This is a genomic window from Pseudomonas juntendi (assembly GCF_021560075.1).
Taxonomy (GTDB): Bacteria; Pseudomonadota; Gammaproteobacteria; order Pseudomonadales; family Pseudomonadaceae; genus Aquipseudomonas; species Aquipseudomonas juntendi.
Genome location: NZ_CP091088.1, coordinates 5,474,453 through 5,491,823 on the forward strand (window position 1 = coordinate 5,474,453; position 17,371 = coordinate 5,491,823).

Below are 17,371 nucleotides of genomic sequence, written 5' to 3' on the forward strand. Positions count from 1 at the left end.
ATATAAGAGCAAAAAAAGCCCGTGCTACGGACAGCAGATCGAAACCAGACCTTTGGTTCGCTGGAGCAGGCCTTCCAGTCGCTCGACGATCGCCCCACCATTCACTTCATAGAACACCTGCCGACCCACCTTGGTGGCCTTCACGATCTTGGCTTCATGCAATACCTGCAGGTGCCTGGAGATCACCGAGCGCTCCTGTGGCAGCTCTTTGGCGATTTCGCCGACATCCGCCCGGCCGAGCAAAAGTACGCGCTTGAAAACCGCGACTCTGGAAGGCTCGCAAAGCGCTTTGAAGAAGGTCTCGTCTAGCGACTCGATGGCGGCTTCGATGGCTTGAGCACGGAGATTTTGGTTGGTCGTCATGCAGCCAATATATGTGCATGAACGCGCACATGTAAAGCCACCCATCATCGAGGGGTTGCGATACATTCGAAAAAGCGTATATTCGAAAAACCATATACACTCAGGGTACCAAGTGATGACTGGCAAGACCCGCGTTCTGTTTGTTTGCACCGCAAACGCCGCTCGCTCCCAGCTCGCCGAAGCTTTGCTCCGGCATACAGACCCTGTTCACTTCGAAGCTTTCAGCGCCGGGACCCAGCCTGGCGAGGTCGACCCGCGTACCTATGCCGCCCTTGAGCACCTCGCTATCGATACCAGCGCTTTGCGCAGCAAGTCCATCGACGAGTTCGCAGGGGAACGGTTCGACTACGTGATTACTCTGTGCGACAAGGCAGCCCACGAGTGCCTTACGTTGCCTGCCTTCGGCGAGGCTCTGGCGTGGAACTTCGAAGACCCTGTGACCAGTGACAAACACGATGCTTTCCGACACGCGCTTCACGAGATCCATGAACGCATCAAGATGTTCGTCCTTGTGAAAACCAAACACTGAGTAACCCCATGACTGACTCGCTGACCCCCACCAAAGTCTTCAAATGCCTCGCCGACGAAAACCGCATTCGGATGATGCTGCTGATCGCTCGCGAGGAAGAACTCTGCGTCTGTGAACTGACCTGCGCGCTGCAAGAAAGCCAGCCCAAGGTTTCCCGCCACCTGGCGCAGCTGCGTACGTGTGACCTGCTGGAAGACCGCCGTCAGGGCCAGTGGGTTTATTACCGGCTGCATCCAGAGCTGCCCGCCTGGGTACGTGAGGTCCTGGCGACGACGCTGGAGGCCAACCACGAGTGGCTGAGTACTAGCACCAAAAGACTGGACACCATGGGTGACCGCCCACAACGCGTCGCCTCCTGCTGCTGATCATTGCCGAGAAAAACCGATGAAAGTTCTGTTCCTCTGCACCGCCAATAGCTGCCGCAGCATCCTCTCCGAGGCTGTTTTCAATCATCTGGCACCGGCCGGCATGAAGGCCTACAGCGCCGGCAGCCAGCCAAAGGGCGAGGTGCATCCGCTTTCCATCACCGCGCTGCAGCGTGCCGGTATCTCCACCGAGGGCCTCAGCAGCAAGTCCAGCGACGCGCATGCCGAGCTGGCACCAGACTTTGTCATCACCGTCTGCGACAAGGCCGCTGGCGAAGCCTGCCCCGTGTTCTTCGGACCAGCTGTGAAAGCCCACTGGGGGCTTTCTGACCCTTCGGACCTGCAGGGCAACACCGCCGAATTGGACGCAGCGTTCGACGTCACGCTTGAGCAGATCAAACGACGCCTCAAGGCATTCCTCGCGCTGCCTTTCGAAAAACTGGATGCCGCCCAACTCAAGGTTGAGCTGGCCCGCATCGGAACGCTCTGACGTTTAGGGAGATCCACCATGAGCAAAAGCCGACTTTCATTCCTCGACCGCTACCTGACGGTCTGGATCTTTCTGGCCATGGGCCTGGGCATTGGTCTGGGCAGTCTGTTCCAGGGTTTTCCAGAGTGGCTGAACAGCCTGTCGGTAGGCTCGACAAACATCCCCATCGCCATTGGCCTCATCGTCATGATGTACCCACCTCTGGCGAAGGTGAAATACGAGGAGTTGCCGCAGGTCTTCAAGGACAAACGCATCCTCACGTTGTCCCTGATCCAGAACTGGGTGATCGGCCCGGTCCTGATGTTCGGGCTGGCCGTTGTCTTCCTTTCCGACAAGCCTGAGTACATGACCGGCCTGATCCTCATCGGATTGGCGCGCTGCATTGCCATGGTCCTGGTGTGGAACCAGATCGCCGGTGGCAACAACCAGTACGTGGCGGGCCTGGTCGCCTTCAACAGCATTTTCCAGATCCTGTTCTTCAGCGTGTACGCCTGGATCTTCCTGGGCTTGCTGCCGCCACTGTTTGGCCTTGAGGGTAGCGTCATCGAGACCAGCTTCCTCGAAATCGCCCAATCGGTACTGATCTATCTGGGCATCCCGTTCCTGGCCGGTTTCCTGACCCGCAAAATTCTGATCAGCAGCAAGGGCGAGACCTGGTACCAGGAGTGCTTCATCCCGAAGATCAGTCCACTGACGCTCGTGGCGTTGCTGCTGACCATCGTCGCCATGTTCAGCCTGAAAGGCGACATGGTGCTGCAACTGCCGCTGGATGTGCTGCGCATCGCTATCCCGCTGACCATCTACTTCGTGGTGATGTTTTTCATCAGCTTCTGGATGGGCAAGCTGCTGGAAGCTGACTACCCGCGCACCACTGCACTGGCATTCACCGCAGCAAGCAACAATTTCGAACTGGCCATTGCCGTGGCCATCGCCACCTTCGGTCTTGCCTCGCCGGTCGCGTTTGCCACCGTCATCGGGCCATTGGTGGAAGTGCCGGTACTGATCTCACTGGTGGGCGTGGCCTTGTGGCTCAAGCGCCGCTGGTTCGATCAGCCATCTGGCGCCTTGTCTCAGGAGTAAATCATGACCGAACACCACATCCCCAATATCAACAACGATCTGGTCGACCTGCCGACAGAAGACAAACTGGCAGTCGAGCAAAAGTCCACCCACAAGCCTCGCATTCTGCTGCTGTACGGATCGACCCGCGAACGCTCGTTCAGCCGCCTGCTGACGGAAGAAGCCGCACGGCTGCTGGAGCACTTCGGTGCCGAGACGCGGATCTTCAACCCGACCGGGCTGCCACTGGCGGATGACGTGCCCGATGACCACCCCATGGTCAAGGAGCTGCGCGATCTGGTGCTGTGGTCCGAAGGCATGGTCTGGTGCTCGCCGGAACGCCACGGTGCAATGACCGGCGTGTTCAAGTCGCAGATCGACTGGATTCCACTGAGCATGGGCGCAGTGCGCCCCACTCAAGGCAAAACCCTCGCGGTGATGCAGGTCTGCGGCGGCTCGCAGTCGTTCAACGTGGTCAACCAGCTGCGCGTCCTCGGCCGCTGGATGCGCATGTTCACTATCCCTAACCAGTCGTCCGTGCCGAAGGCCTATCTGGAATTCGACGAGGCGGGCCGCATGAAGCCCTCTTCGTACTACGACCGTGTCCTCGACGTGATGGAGGAACTGGTGAAGTTCACCCTGCTGCTTCGTGATCGTTCCGACTACCTGGTCGATCGCTACTCCGAACGTAAAGAGTCGGCTGAAGACCTATCCAAGCGTGTCAATCAACGATCCATTTGAGGCTTTGTGAGCATGCAATTGCACCCGTATTCCGTGCTGGCTAATTCTGAACTGGTCGGCCAGCTGATCTTCACTCCGTGCCCAGGTACCAAAGAGACATCGGTATCTCAGGCGTTGGAAACGCTGCGCGAAGCCGGCGCGAGCGCGCTGGTAACTCTGATGCCGAGTGAAGAACTGCTGCAGAACGAAATCGATCTGCTTCCCGTGGAGTGTCAACTGCTGGGCCTCGAATGGTTCCACCTGCCGGTCGAGGACGACGAAGCACCCGGTGAGCCGTTTGCTGCCGCCTGGGACACTCACCGGGAACGCCTGAAAGAGCTGGTGATGACCGGTAAGACGATCGCCATTCACTGCAAGGGAGGCTCTGGACGCACCGGCCTGTTTGCGGCCCGTCTGATGATCGAGTGCGGCATTCCTGTGCAAGAAGCTGTTGCCCAGGTCCAGGCCCTGCGCCCGCGTGCGATCCAGAACCCTGCGCACGTTGGATACATCAACCAGTTCAGCGACACCCTCTAACCTTTCGCTAATCGCGATTCGAGAACAAGAACATGGCTATCAAAGTAGGCATCAATGGGTTTGGCCGTATTGGTCGCTTGGCGCTTCGCGCGTCCTGGGACTGGCCGGAATTCGAGTTCCTGCAGATCAATGACCCTGCCGGCGACGCAGCGACCCACGCCCACCTGATCAACTTCGATTCGGTGCACGGGCGCTGGCATCGTGAGGCGAGTGCTGAAGGCGACTCGGTGATGATCGAGGGCAAGCGCATCAAGGTCACCGCGAACAAGACGATTGCCGACACCGACTGGTCGGGCTGCGATCTGGTTATCGAGGCCAGCGGCAAGATGAAGTCGGTGGCCGTGCTTCAGGCCTATCTGGATCAAGGCGTCAAACGCGTGGTGGTCTGCGCTCCGGTGAAGGAAAAGGGTGCACTGAACGTGGTGATGGGCGTCAACCAGCACCTGTTCGACCCGGCGCAGCACCGTATCGTGACCGCCGCCTCCTGCACCACCAACTGCCTGGCACCGGTGGTCAAGGTGATTCACGAGAACCTGGGCATTCGTCACGGTTCGATCACCACCATCCACGACCTCACCAACACCCAGAGCATCCTCGATACGCCGCACAAGGACCTGCGCCGCGCCCGTGCCTCGGGCATGAGCCTGATCCCGACCACCACGGGTTCGGCTACTGCGATCGCTGAGATCTTCCCCGAGCTACGCGGCAAGCTGAATGGTCACGCCGTGCGTGTACCGCTGGCCAACGCCTCGCTGACCGACTGTGTGTTTGAAGTCGAGCGCGAGACGACAGCTGAGGAGGTTAACGCGCTGCTGAAGGCGGCGGCCGATGGACCACTGAAAGACATCCTTGGCTACGAAGAGCGCCCCCTGGTGTCTATCGACTACCGCACTGATCCACGCTCCTCGATCATCGACGCGCTGTCGACCTTGGTGGTCAATGGTACACAGGTGAAGATATATGCCTGGTACGACAACGAGTGGGGCTATGCCAACCGTGCGGCAGAACTGGCACGACTGGTCGGCGCGGCGGAGTAAACGGCGATCATGAAGGCGTTGTCAGCCCTATCTGGGGAAGTGCGTCAGTACCTGCTGATTACCGGCAACTACTGGGCCTTCACCCTCACCGACGGTGCATTGCGCATGTTGGTGGTACTGCACTTCCATTCGTTGGGCTACACGCCGCTGCAGATCGCCGCGCTGTTCCTGTTCTACGAAGTGTTTGGCGTCATCACCAACCTAGTGGGCGGCTACCTCGGCGCCCGCCTGGGGCTCAACCGCACCATGAACATCGGCCTGGGCATGCAGGTGCTGGCCTTGCTGATGCTCACGGTTCCGGCAGCCTGGCTGACAGTGCCGTGGGTGATGGCCGCCCAGGCGCTGTCCGGCATCGCCAAGGACCTGAACAAGATGAGCGCCAAGAGCTCCATCAAGCTTCTGGTACCGGATAGCCAGCAAGGCACTCTCTACAAATGGGTGGCCATCCTCACGGGCTCGAAGAACGCGCTCAAAGGCGTGGGCTTTTTCCTCGGCGGAGCATTGCTCGCGTTGCTTGGCTTCACGCTGGCGGTGCTGGTTATGGCAGCAGTACTGGCCCTGATCTGGATCGGCAGTCTAGTGCTGCTGAACAGGGACTTGGGCAAAGCCAAGGCCAAGCCGAAGTTCCGCGACATGCTGTCCAAGAGCCGGGCCATCAACATCCTTTCGGCTGCACGACTGTTTCTCTTCGGTGCCAGGGACGTCTGGTTCGTCGTGGCGCTGCCGGTGTACTTGAGCACCGCGTTTGGCTGGGACTTTTGGCTGGTCGGTGGCTTCTTGGCCGCGTGGATCATTGGCTATGGCATCGTCCAGTCGTTTGCTCCTCACATCACCGGCAAGAAGCGCGGTCATGTACCCGACGGTCGAGCGGCCTTTATCTGGGCGATCGCCCTGGCTGGATTGCCCGCGCTCATTGGTCTGGGCCTATCGGCAGGCTGGTCGGCCCAGGTAGTGCTGCTCGGCGGGCTGATGCTGTTCGGTGTGCTGTTCGCGGTGAACTCATCGCTGCACAGCTACCTGATCGTCAGCTATGCCAAGCAAGACGGCGTTTCCCTGGACGTAGGTTTCTACTACATGTCCAACGCATTGGGCCGGCTGATCGGCACGTTGCTTTCAGGTTGGGTGTTCCAAGCCTCTGGCCTGGAGGCATGCTTGTGGATTTCCAGCACGTTCGTATTCGCTGCTGCACTCATCTCGATAGCACTGCCAAAGCAAAGCAATACGACCAGTACCTTGGCCTGAGGTCGCTCACTACAGCCAGCAGACAGGGGAGTCCTGGCCACAGCGCCGGCTTAGGCGCTGGAGCCAGGAGGTCCATCGACGATGCGATAAAGTCCAGAACTTCCCGGCACGTGCGTGGCAAGCAACCGCCAATAAACGCTCGCCACGCCAACCCCTACCTTTCCAAGCGTACCCGCAACCGTCTGGCACGCTCTTGGAAAGCGGTATCACCACCTTCCAAGATCTCACACACTGCTGTCCGGACTTCACAGTTCTCAAGGCCGCCCGAAACATACGTGATAGGCGGTAAGCCGCCTGGAGTATTGGGCCCCGAGGATGCCACGATGATCTGATCAGCATCAGTGTTGATCACTAGGTTGGCATTGTGCGTCACCATGATCACCTGACGTTTCGCTTTTGCCGCGATAAATAGGTCGACCAGCTCATCGAAGACCGATTTGGGATCGAGGTTCTCCTCCGGCTGGTCAATGATCAGGGGGCGATCATCCGCATCATCGAGCGCGAGATAGAGCAGTAGCAGTACGATCCCGCGCGTGCCAGGTGAAAGCTTTCTAATATCGATACCGTCGTACAGGATCTCGTAACTGACAGTCATGTGGTCGGTGCTATAGAGCCAGGTAGCGAACTGCTTGGACCAAGCGCGGAACTCCGCCTGCTGGGCTTGTGCAACCGGAGCATGATCAATGAAGTGCTTGCGATATTTGTCCATGAAGGCTGCCATCGCCGCTTGGATGTCCTGAGCCGAACCAGTCTCCCAAGCTGCTTTGAGATCCTTCGTAGCCGCGGTGATCAGCGACCCGCGCCCGTTGAACGGTCCTGCCTTGCGCCGATCAAGCAGCTTCTCTTCACCAATTTCACCCCAAGCGGCGACGTCGGCAGTCCGTCGAACCAAGATGCCTAGTTTTTTCAAGGTCCCTGAGGATTCGCCAAGACGAGCCATTAAAGGTGCATAGAGATCGGCCAAGGCATCTTGCTCATTGATGATCGCCTCAAACACCCGGCCGTACGTCTCACTGCGTTCAGCCTGCAGTGCTTTGCGGCGGGCTTCCGCCCCTTGAGCATCTGTGAGCTTGGTTTCGAGAGCCTTGAGCGTCGCGTTTTCCTGAGTAATACGGTCGGTCAACGCCTTGAATTGCTCTTGAATAAGCTTATCTGCGCTGAACAACGCTTCAAGGCGGGTCATTTCAGCAGCGATAGGCGCCAGAGGAAGCGTTGCAAGATCCACAGTGTCGGCAATCAACGGGACCAGAGGGTCACCGGGTACCGGTGGTACTCCACGTAGCTTGATGATCTCCTGATCAGACCACTGAATGTATCCGGCAAGACTCTTGTCGACATCCCCCTTGTAGACCAGAAGAAACTGTTCCCATTGCTCCTGTCCTAAACCACTATTGGCATGTCTGGCTTGAACCTGCCGGAGCATTTCGGGCGCTCCAGTGGCCCGCATACTCTTGACCTCGTCTTGCAGGGCCACGAAGGTCCGCCGCTGACTGCTGTAGGCCTGAATCCGACTGCGCATCTTCTCTGCGGCCGCGCTAAGCTGCGCATGCCGTGTCGCATGAGCCTCTGTGCCCTGAACGACGAGCTTTGCCAAGTCGACAGAATATCCAGCGATCTGCTGTTTTTTCTGCGCAACCTGGAAGCCTAGCGAGGCAACCGAGCTCTCTTTCTCAAACTCAGTGGCGATTCGCTCCGAGATGTCATCTATCGCGGCAGCCTCTCGATCCCTCGACTGCTGGAAACGGCTTGTCAGCTGTTCTCGCAGCTGTTCAAAGTCAATCGCCCCGTCTCGACTGTCGGGGCTATGGGAGTCAAAAATTACCCGCTGGATCTCATCAACGAGGCCGTCTGACATGCCCTTCGCGGAGCACAACTCCTCGACGAACTGCTGCGAGAGGTAACGAGCTCGCGGGAAGGCCATATGCCCGTTGGCATCTCTTCCATCTAAAGCGCGCTCAACCGACGCGCCACCTCCCCAGGTCAGGGTCGTAGAAGCGTTGCCGATCAACCTACGAGCACGGGCCAGAAATGACGCACTACTATTTTCGTCCGCGTCCCAGCTCTCTTGGGTGATCGCATCGCAGCCCGCAGCGATAATGTCCGCCAGCGCCGTTTTTCCCGAACCTCTCGCCCCAATGATGGCAACAAGGCCTGGATTGAGCGGTATATCTGGAGTCGCCGCCCAGTCCGCGCGGTTTATCCTCACGTGAGAAATGACCTGGGACGGCAGCGCCGATCGAGGCGGCAACTCGCCTACATAGGCTCGTCCCTCTGGATCGATGCATGCTTGGCGAAGAGAATCAAAATCCAGCGCACCTTTGATCCAAGAAAACCGGTTATCCACCGGCTGACCAATTGATTTCTGGTCATGTGAATCACTGCCATGAAGGCATGGCTTGCAGCCACCATAACGAAGGCGCAGGTCCTCAGCCGTCATGGCAGGTCGCTGGCCGAGCCAGAATTCACGCTGGGCCGGATGGCTGGAAAAGATGATGTGAGCAAACTTCTCGATTTCTTGCCGCAGGGTCGCATCGGCCGCCTGTCTAACCCCGGACGTACCGTCACTCGCGTTACCCGCGACAGCGACCAACGTATTTTTTTTGGCCCAGTCGCTTTCCCCAAGCACCTTTCGTAGCTGGTCAAAATTGACCTTGAACTGCGTCGCCCCATGCCGCAACGCCGCGAGCTCATCCACAATCAAGGGATCTGCACACTTACCGAGCTTGATCAGCTCTTCTCGCGTGCAATCGAAGCGGTCACCGAAGGCATGGAACTGGAGCCGCTTGAGGATGCGCTTGATCTCATCTATGTGATCGGGATCTTCAGGACTGACGAGAAGGTGAAGGTTCACATAACCCGTTTTGGCGAACACATCCAGACGAAGCTCGATGTTGGGGAAGATGAGCTGAACCCCCGGCAAACGGCCGGCTTCTTTGTGCTTGAGAATTTGCTCGTAGGTGTCCGTGACATAGTAGTCAGTCACAGCGATCGCTTCGACTGCAGGCTGTAGCCCTTCAAGGGAGCTGAGGTAGGCCTCCCACGGATCGTTTGAGCCAAACCGGTTATTAAGAACCGTACCAGGAGCGTGGATATGCGGCTCCCACCGATGCCATTCAGATCCCCTGCTAATCATCTGAAGCCCCCATTGCCGTAGTCTCCATACCTGGACCGCGAAGGTTTTATCGGAGCTTAAACGAGAGCGATGGGTGTTTCCTATGGCTATTTGATGGCGCTGCGCCATGTCCTTCCCACGTGGTGCTCGAGCTGGTCGCTTTCCAGATGAGACGGACTAGTGAGCAAATGATCGGGAGCTTATGCTTTGAACAACGGTTCGCGGAATGTGAATAGCGCCTGGCATATCAGACCCATGCGCCATGGTCCGGAGCGGCATCGACGACAAAGGAGGCGGTTTTTAGTGGCGATCTCAAGTGAGCTCACTCATGATCAACAGGCAGTAGCCCTAAAAACCGCGCTGCGGGTGCTCGAGGAGTGGAATGCCACTCATGATCAGGTGTGCAGCATCCTCCGCATCTCGCCGTCTTCGCGAAAGCGTATCGCCCACCACCCTGACGCCGTGCTGCGCCTCGACACTGACCAATTGCAGCGTGTCAGCTTGGTGCTGAACATCCACGCCGCCTTACGAAATACCTTTGACAACCAAGCGAACGTGAAGGGTTTTCCTTCCATGAAGAACGACAATGCCTTCTTCCAAGGTCGTTCCCCCTTAGAGGTGATGTCAAAAGGAAGCCTCATCACACTGTACGAAACCTACAAGCGGCTCGATCACCTCCAGTGGAGTGGCTAATACCCAGCGCACGCTTTCGCGGGTAGCAGACCGCAGATCCATCGAAGGGGATGCTGAGGTCCCATTGAGGTGATCCCAAGTCACCGCGGAAGTCACTGATGTACTATCTCCCATCTACTTTTCTCAAGAGAGTGTTGCTTGCTACCAAAAAATGCACCGGTCACAGAGCCATTCGATGAGGAATACTTTGCGTCGACCATCTTAAGAAACAATGAACTCTGCGGGATAGTCGAAAACGAGTCCCGGTATCTTGAGATCACCGAGTTCGAGTTGAATGTATTGAAGTTAGGAGACACTAGGGCATTTCGCGGAATCTTTGGCCCTGATGCCTTGAGCAGGCATACTCTCTATCCGATAGCTATATTGTTCGATAGGGTCCGATACCGATCCGCGTCTGTACTGCCCAGGGGACCATTTAGGGTATGCGCTCAATGTGTCATTGAAGATGTGCAGCGCCTAGGTACCGCCTATATACACCGCACCCATGTAACTCCAGGACCGCTGGGCGTTGAAGTATGCCATCGACACGCATCGCCCTTGCTGGAGAACTGCCCTACCTGCAAAGTAACATTGCAGCGGCACAAGATTACGAAGCTAAGTTCATGCCTAACCCATGAGCGCTATGGCAAGGCGCATGCGGTGCAAAGCTCATCCGAACATAATTATTCTAAATTCGTTTATGACGTACTGAATTTACCATCCCCCGAAGAGTTTCGAGTTTTTTCCATCCCCGCCATAAATCGTTCTCTGGAGGTTCACGGTTATGAAACTCCATCAATTAGTAGCTATTTCCAGTTTTGTATAAATGAAGACCCTACCACGGCGATTGATGAACGGATTTACTTGCAAGCTGAAGCCGCCATAAAAAGTTCGCCTCGTAGGGGAGCCCGCAGAATTCGGAAAAAATCGTACGCTAACAGTTCAAGCGTCCCGGCCACGCCTGACTGTAGCTTGTTGACTGGTCAATCTGTCTCGCGGGTAAAGCGATAGAACAAGTTCGGCTCGCTGACCACGTACAAATACCCTTCATCGTCGATGGTTACGCCTTCGGCTTGGGGTATACCTTTCAGCAAACCAGCAAACCCCCTCGCCAAGGAGCGGAAACTCACCACCTTGCCCTCGTCGGTCATTTCAATCAGCAGTTTCGACTCGTCGCTGAGCAGGATCAGATGGCCGCTCTGTTGATCGAATACAACCGAAGACAAGTCAGTGGCAAACACCTTGTCTTTTACTAGGTTGGACATGTCGCGGACGTGCAGGGAAACGCCTCCTTCCAGGCTGGCACGAAGGCCGCTCACTTCCAGTAATTGCCGGGGGTCACGCTCCTTGGTCACAAACAAACGATCACCTTTTAGGTCGTAGGCGAGCCCTTCAAGGCCTTTGTTGTCCTCCTTGCCAAGCGCCAAGGTTAGCGCTGAATACTGGTCTAGGCTCAATGGTCGATCAGGAGAAAGCTTACCGTATTCGTCGATGGGGATATCCACGATAACCAGGCTCTGCCGCCGCTCTTCGGCAATGACCAGTTGACCGTTGCCGGCATAGGACACCGCTTCCACGTCGTGGAAGCCATCCAGGCTGTAACGTCGCTCCACGTCACCGTCACGACTGAGGGCCAGCAGCTCGTTCGGGCCATTGGTAACCGCCCACAGCAGATTTAGGTCAGGATCGAAGGTCAGGCCCGAAAGGTTGTTGTCCACACCGGGAACCGCCTTAGCATCCAGCTCAACCCGATAGCCAGGCAGCCACACAGAGCGCTCCTGCCAATCGTCTGTGTGCCAGTGGGTCTTGATCCAAAAGTACAGACGATCATCAAGGTGATGAGTACGTACTTGGAATACGGTGAGCAACACAAGGCATACAAGCGCCCACATCCAAACACTTACTTTCCGTGTTCGGCCCAGCCAGTTTTTAGCCATCAAATACATTAGAAGCCTCGTTAAATCAGACTGACGCCACGAGCCGTGATGGTTTCAACCCGACTCGGCGCGGCTGGCACAGGTGATACACAACGGCGTGGCCGGATCGAACTCCAGACGGCCCGAGGCGATCAACTCGCCGCATTGGTTACACCAGCCATAGTCGCCCTCGTGCCAGCGCTTGAGGGCCAGTTGGAGACGGACACGTTCATGCCGTGCACGACTGCGGATCGCATCGTTCATCGCTTGTTGCTGGAGTGCGTCCATTCTCGATAGACGCCCCACCTTGCTTTGATCCAGCTCTACCGATTGCGAGCGAGACTCAGCGTCTCCCAGCAATCGATCCAGCTCGGCAGCCCGCTGTTCCAGTAGGGTCTTGAAATGGGCAAGATCGAGGGCGTCGTCCAGGCTCATTAGCGCAGCAGTAACAGCGGACTGGTGGTGGTACGGAGCATGCTGGTAGTGGTGCTGCCGACCAGGAACTGCCGGATACGTGAGTGTCCATAAGCCCCCATCACTAGCAGATCGATGCCATGCTCTTTCTGATAGGCGTGCAGGGTACGTTCTATTTCACCGCTCCGAGTCTCAGCGCGAACGGTAAATCCGGCGTTGATCAGCACTTTCTGCGCCCAGTCCAGCTGCGCGGACGCTTCGTCGTTCACGGGCCCAACCATGACCAGATGGATCGGCAGCCCCTTCAGCAGCGGGCTGGCTGCCAGCATCTCCACACCCTTGCGGGTTGTAGCGCCGCCATCGAATGCCAGCATCGCGCTCTTGGGCTTTTGGAAGTTGGCCGGGGTGACCAGGATTGGCCGGTGCATGATACGAATAACGCTTTCCAGCTGGCTTCCGACATGCTGACTCAGACCGCCACTAGACTCGCCCTGGCGACCGATAACCAGCAAGCGCGTTTCACTTTGCAGCTCTTGCAAGCTCTCCAGTAAATCGCCATGTCGCTGCTTGGACTCCGGTGCGCGCACACCATCATTCACGGCCCGTTCTTTCGCGGCTGCAAGCATGATTCGCCCTTGTTCAAGGGCCAACTTGCCGCGCTGTTCATCCAGGGAAGCAAGCTCATCAAGCAGGTGCTCGCGGCTGCCAAGGCCAATGTTGCCACTCAAATCTGCTGCAACCGGATACTGGCGCTGATCCAGCACATGCAGGAAGGTCAGCGGCGCTTCCAGGCTCAGACTGGCCCAGGCCGCGTAGTCGCAAACAGCTGGAGCCGAGGTGGAACCGTCGATACAGGCAATTACGTGGGTCATTGTTGTTCTCCTTCTCAGTGGCCCATGAGTTGATCAATGGCGTCAGGTTTATCGTGAACACCAAAGCGATCCACGATAGTGGCGCTGGCCTCGTTTAAGCCCAGCACTTCGACTTCAGTACCTTCACGGCGGAACTTAATGACTACCTTGTCCAGGGCTGCAACAGCGGTGATATCCCAGAAGTGTGCACGATTCAGGTCGATGGTTACCTTGTTCAGGGCTTCCTTGAAGTCGAAGGCTGCGACGAACTTGTCAGCCGAGCTGAAGAACACCTGACCGGTGACGTTATAGCTACGATGCTCGCCGGCTTCGTCCAGCGAAGAACTGATCGCCATGTAATGGCCAACCTTGTTGGCGAAGAACATCGCAGCCAGTAGCACGCCGGCTAACACGCCGAAGGCCAGGTTGTGGGTGGCCACCACGACCACCACGGTGACGACCATGACAATGTTGGTCGACAACGGATGCTTCTTCAGGTTGCGCAGCGAATCCCAACTGAAGGTGCCGATGGACACCATGATCATCACTGCCACCAGCGCAGCCATTGGGATCTGCTTCAGCCAGTCGCCGAGGAAAACCACCATCAGCAGCAGAAATACGCCTGCGGCAAGAGACGACAGGCGAGAACGACCGCCGGATTTCACGTTAATGATCGACTGACCAATCATCGCGCAGCCAGCCATACCGCCGATCAGACCCGAAGCAATGTTGGCCACGCCCTGGCCCTTGCACTCGCGGTTCTTGTCACTCGGGGTGTCGGTCAGGTCGTCGACAATGGTCGCGGTCATCATCGACTCCAACAGACCGACCACAGCCAGTGCTGCCGAATAAGGAAAGATGATGGCCAGCGTCTCGAATGTCAGCGGCACATCAGGCCAGAGGAAGATCGGTAGCGTATCCGGCAGTTCACCCATATCACCGACCGTGCGGATATCCAGACCAACCGACATGGCGACGGCGGTCAGCACGATGATGCACACCAGCGGCGATGGGATGAGCTTGCCGATCTTGGGGACATAGGGGAACAGATAGATGATGCCGAGGCCTGCGGCTGTCATGGCGTAGACGTGCCAGGTGACATTAGTCAGCTCGGGCAGCTGAGCCATGAAAATCAGGATCGCCAGTGCATTGACAAAACCGGTCACCACCGAGCGCGAGACGAAGCGCATCAGCGATCCGAGCTTCAGGAAGCCAGCAGCAATTTGTAGCACGCCACATAGCAGCGTGGCGGCCAGCAGATATTCAAGACCATGGTTCTTGACCAGAGTCACCATCAGCAGTGCCATGGCACCCGTTGCGGCCGAAATCATGCCTGGGCGGCCACCGACAAAGGCGATCACCACAGCGATACAGAAAGAGGCGTAAAGGCCGACCTTAGGGTCAACGCCAGCAATGATCGAGAAGGCGATGGCTTCAGGGATTAGGGCCAGTGCGACCACAAGACCGGCGAGGATGTCGCCACGGATGTTGGATAACCAGGTTTGTTTTAACGAGTGGAGCATCAGAATTCCCAAGGCAATGGATCGCGCAGCACAGCATGGCGCAGGCCAAGTGCAGCTGGTCGGGCTCTGTTGCAAAGATTGGCGGCAGTCAGAGGTAGGCTGTCGCTCTGCGCCGATCAGGCGGCTGCTGCGAAATGGTGGTTGAGCATGCCCATGGCCTCCGTCAGCGCCGAGGGCCCAATGCCAAAAGCTCTCTCCACAAGGCGCACCTCGCCCCTGATGCCGGGCTGCAGGCACCAGGGGCGAGCCTGTCCTTTGCGCAGGGCTCGCATGACTTCGAATCCCTTGATCGTGGCATAGGCCGTGGGGATCGATTTGAAACCGCGCACCGGCTTGATCAGTATCTTGAGCTTTCCGTGATCGGCCTCGATCACGTTATTGAGATACTTCACCTGCCGGTGGGCCGTCTCCCGGTCCAGCTTTCCTTCGCGCTTCAATTCGGTGATCGCTGCACCATAGCTCGGCGCTTTGTCGGTATTGAGCGTGGCAGGCTTTTCCCAGTGCTTCAGGCCTCGCAGGGCCTTGCCCAGGAACCGCTTCGCTGCCTTGGCGCTGCGGGTCGGCGACAGGTAGAAATCGATCGTGTCGCCCCGCTTGTCGACGGCCCGGTACAGATACGCCCAGCGGCCATTGACCTTCACGTAGGTTTCATCCATGTGCCACGGGCAAAGATCGGAAGGGTTACGCCAGTACCAGCGCAGCCGTTTTTCCATTTCAGGCGCATAACGCTGAACCCAGCGGTAAATCGTGGAGTGATCGACATTCACTCCGCGTTCAGCCAGCATCTCCTGCAGCTCACGGTAACTGATGCCGTATTTGCAGTACCAGCGTACGGCCCACAGAATGATGTCACGCTGAAAATGCCGGCCTTTGAATGGGTTCATGTGCAGCTCCATCAGCAAAAGGGGATGATAAGTTTATCACCACCGACTATTTGCAACAGTGCCGTTTACTCATATATACTTTAGATTGATTTAAAACTTCATTTTTAATTTAAAAGGATCTAGGTGAAGATCCTTTTTGATAATCTCATGACCAAAATCCCTTAACGTGAGTTTTCGTTCCACTGAGCGTCAGACCCCGAAAACGATTTAGGAGACACCGATGAACATCAACGATGCCCTCACCTCCATCCTGGCCTCAAAAAAATACCGCGCCCTTTGCCCGGATACCGTGCGGCGCATCCTGACTGAGGAATGGGGGCGGCATAAATCCCCCAAACAGACCGTAGAGGCTGCACGCACCCGGCTGCATGGAATTTGCGGGGCATATGTCACCCCGGAATCGCTCAAGGCTGCTGCCGCCGCGCTTTCTGCGGGCGATGTAAAAAAGGCATTGTCGCTGCATGCCTCCACCAAGGAGCGACTGGCCGAGCTGGATACCCTGTACGATTTTATCTTTTCAGCCGAAACTCCCCGCCGCGTGCTGGATATCGCCTGCGGTCTTAACCCCTTGGCGCTATACGAGCGCGGCATTGCATCCGTGTGGGGCTGTGATATCCACCAGGGATTGGGGGATGTCATCACCCCCTTTGCTAGGGAAAAAGATTGGGATTTTACCTTTGCCCTGCAGGATGTGCTGTGTGCGCCGCCCGCCGAAGCCGGCGACCTGGCGCTGATTTTTAAGCTTTTGCCCCTGCTGGAGCGGGAGCAGGCCGGTTCTGCCATGGCACTTTTACAATCCCTCAATACCCCGCGCATGGCTGTCAGCTTTCCCACGCGTAGTTTAGGCGGGCGTGGAAAAGGCATGGAGGCGAACTACGCCGCATGGTTCGAGGGCGGCTTGCCCGCCGAGTTTGAGATTGAGGATAAAAAGACCATCAGAACAGAACTTATATACTTGATAAAAAAGAATGGATAAGCCAATCAGAAGGCAAATCATCTAAAAAAGAGGAACGAAAAATATTTTTCGTTCCTCTTTTGTTCTATCGAACAAGCACACTACGACTGCTGTTTTTGAAGCAGCCTTTTATAGCTCAGCTCGATGCCCAACGCCCCCAGCGGCGCTGTAAGTATAATGGCAAGAACCGCCACCGCAAGTATGGTTTCCCCACTGCCAAGCCCCATCGCCAGCGGAATAGCGCCGATTGCAGCCTGCACCGTTGCCTTGGGCAGATAGGCAATCATGCAGAACAGGCGCTCCTTCCGGGATAGGTCTGTACCCAGCGTACTCATCCACACGCCCAGCATGCGAAACAGCAGCGCAGCTGTGATCAGCAGCATGCCGCTTAGCCCGGCGGAGAAAAGGTAACGGATGTTGACCGTTGCACCCACCAGCACAAACAGCCAGATTTCTGCCGCCACCCAAAGCTTTGAAAATTTGCCGGATATACGCTTTGCAACCGGGGCGTTGGTTTTTAAAAGGGTGACGCCCATCCCCATCACCGCCAGCAATCCGGAAAATAGCGCCCTTTCGCCCAGGGTTTTCTCCAACGCAACCAGCGCAAAGGATGCGCCCAGCAGCAGGAGCACCTTGATCGTATCACGCATATGTACCCGCTTAAAAAGGGCTGCCGGCCGGCAAGGTGCTGTGCACGGATCT

General features: G+C 57.0%; 18 protein-coding genes. 10 read left to right on the plus strand and 8 right to left on the minus strand.

Going from position 1 to position 17,371, the window contains the following annotated elements:
- Positions 1-24 precede the first annotated feature (24 nt).
- Positions 25-363, minus strand: a complete 339-nt coding sequence (locus L1P09_RS25300; protein WP_100852547.1) for an ArsR/SmtB family transcription factor — start codon at positions 361-363, stop codon at positions 25-27.
- A gap of 115 nt (positions 364-478) precedes the next feature.
- On the opposite strand from L1P09_RS25300, the gene L1P09_RS25305 reads away from it, so the two are divergent.
- The 8 genes from L1P09_RS25305 to arsJ are packed head-to-tail and all read left to right on the plus strand — an operon-like array spanning position 479 to position 6,342.
- The gene (locus L1P09_RS25305) at positions 479-892 is read left to right on the plus strand and encodes an arsenate reductase ArsC (protein WP_100852548.1); all 414 of its coding nucleotides are present in this window, start codon (positions 479-481) and stop codon (positions 890-892) included.
- An 8-nt stretch (positions 893-900) separates the two neighbouring features.
- On the plus strand, positions 901-1,257 hold the full coding sequence (locus L1P09_RS25310) for a metalloregulator ArsR/SmtB family transcription factor (protein ID WP_100852549.1): 357 nt from the start codon (positions 901-903) through the stop codon (positions 1,255-1,257).
- A 19-nt stretch (positions 1,258-1,276) separates the two neighbouring features.
- Complete coding sequence (locus L1P09_RS25315; protein WP_100852550.1) at positions 1,277-1,747, plus strand: arsenate reductase ArsC; 471 nt, start codon at positions 1,277-1,279, stop codon at positions 1,745-1,747.
- A gap of 18 nt (positions 1,748-1,765) precedes the next feature.
- A complete protein-coding gene (gene arsB, locus L1P09_RS25320; protein ID WP_100852551.1) occupies positions 1,766-2,827 on the plus strand; it encodes an ACR3 family arsenite efflux transporter in 1,062 nt (353 codons plus the stop codon).
- 3 nt (positions 2,828-2,830) lie between these two features.
- A complete protein-coding gene (gene arsH, locus L1P09_RS25325) occupies positions 2,831-3,547 on the plus strand; it encodes an arsenical resistance protein ArsH (protein WP_235768283.1) in 717 nt (238 codons plus the stop codon).
- Positions 3,548-3,559: 12 nt separating this feature from the next.
- Positions 3,560-4,063 carry a phosphatase domain-containing putative toxin gene (locus L1P09_RS25330; protein WP_104963044.1) on the plus strand — a complete coding sequence of 168 codons (504 nt, stop codon included), beginning with the start codon at positions 3,560-3,562 and terminating at the stop codon, positions 4,061-4,063.
- Between the two features lie 32 nt (positions 4,064-4,095).
- Positions 4,096-5,100 carry an ArsJ-associated glyceraldehyde-3-phosphate dehydrogenase gene (locus L1P09_RS25335; RefSeq protein WP_100852554.1) on the plus strand — a complete coding sequence of 335 codons (1,005 nt, stop codon included), beginning with the start codon at positions 4,096-4,098 and terminating at the stop codon, positions 5,098-5,100.
- A gap of 9 nt (positions 5,101-5,109) precedes the next feature.
- Positions 5,110-6,342, plus strand: coding sequence for an organoarsenical effux MFS transporter ArsJ (arsJ, locus tag L1P09_RS25340; RefSeq protein ID WP_100852555.1), 1,233 nt, complete (start codon positions 5,110-5,112; stop codon positions 6,340-6,342).
- A gap of 154 nt (positions 6,343-6,496) precedes the next feature.
- Here the strand turns inward: arsJ and L1P09_RS25345 are convergent, their stop codons facing one another.
- On the minus strand, positions 6,497-9,475 hold the full coding sequence (locus tag L1P09_RS25345; RefSeq protein ID WP_100852556.1) for a TrlF family AAA-like ATPase: 2,979 nt from the start codon (positions 9,473-9,475) through the stop codon (positions 6,497-6,499).
- Between the two features lie 282 nt (positions 9,476-9,757).
- Between L1P09_RS25345 and L1P09_RS25350 the strand changes: the two genes are divergently transcribed.
- A complete protein-coding gene (locus L1P09_RS25350; RefSeq protein WP_100852557.1) occupies positions 9,758-10,147 on the plus strand; it encodes an antitoxin Xre-like helix-turn-helix domain-containing protein in 390 nt (129 codons plus the stop codon).
- Positions 10,148-11,109: 962 nt separating this feature from the next.
- Here L1P09_RS25350 and L1P09_RS25355 read toward each other — a convergent pair.
- From L1P09_RS25355 to L1P09_RS25375, 5 genes are all read right to left on the minus strand, one after another.
- Positions 11,110-12,072: an SdiA-regulated domain-containing protein gene (locus L1P09_RS25355; protein ID WP_010794530.1), complete on the minus strand. Its 963-nt coding sequence runs from the start codon at positions 12,070-12,072 to the stop codon at positions 11,110-11,112.
- Between the two features lie 45 nt (positions 12,073-12,117).
- The gene (locus L1P09_RS25360) at positions 12,118-12,477 is read right to left on the minus strand and encodes a TraR/DksA family transcriptional regulator (protein ID WP_003090764.1); all 360 of its coding nucleotides are present in this window, start codon (positions 12,475-12,477) and stop codon (positions 12,118-12,120) included.
- A complete protein-coding gene (locus L1P09_RS25365) occupies positions 12,477-13,328 on the minus strand; it encodes a universal stress protein (RefSeq protein ID WP_003090760.1) in 852 nt (283 codons plus the stop codon). The genes L1P09_RS25360 and L1P09_RS25365 overlap by 1 nt, the downstream gene beginning before the upstream one ends.
- A 14-nt stretch (positions 13,329-13,342) precedes the next feature.
- Complete coding sequence (locus tag L1P09_RS25370) at positions 13,343-14,830, minus strand: SulP family inorganic anion transporter (protein ID WP_235768285.1); 1,488 nt, start codon at positions 14,828-14,830, stop codon at positions 13,343-13,345.
- 116 nt (positions 14,831-14,946) lie between these two features.
- Positions 14,947-15,714: an IS6 family transposase gene (locus L1P09_RS25375; protein WP_211567658.1), complete on the minus strand. Its 768-nt coding sequence runs from the start codon at positions 15,712-15,714 to the stop codon at positions 14,947-14,949.
- Between the two features lie 220 nt (positions 15,715-15,934).
- Here L1P09_RS25375 and L1P09_RS25380 point away from each other — a divergent pair, with 220 nt between their 5' ends.
- Positions 15,935-16,690: an RmtB family 16S rRNA (guanine(1405)-N(7))-methyltransferase gene (locus L1P09_RS25380; protein WP_235768287.1), complete on the plus strand. Its 756-nt coding sequence runs from the start codon at positions 15,935-15,937 to the stop codon at positions 16,688-16,690.
- Positions 16,691-16,770: 80 nt separating this feature from the next.
- Here L1P09_RS25380 and L1P09_RS25385 read toward each other — a convergent pair whose 3' ends face one another.
- Positions 16,771-17,319, minus strand: a complete 549-nt coding sequence (locus L1P09_RS25385; RefSeq protein ID WP_014342204.1) for a cation:proton antiporter domain-containing protein — start codon at positions 17,317-17,319, stop codon at positions 16,771-16,773.
- Positions 17,320-17,371: the final 52 nt, after the last annotated feature.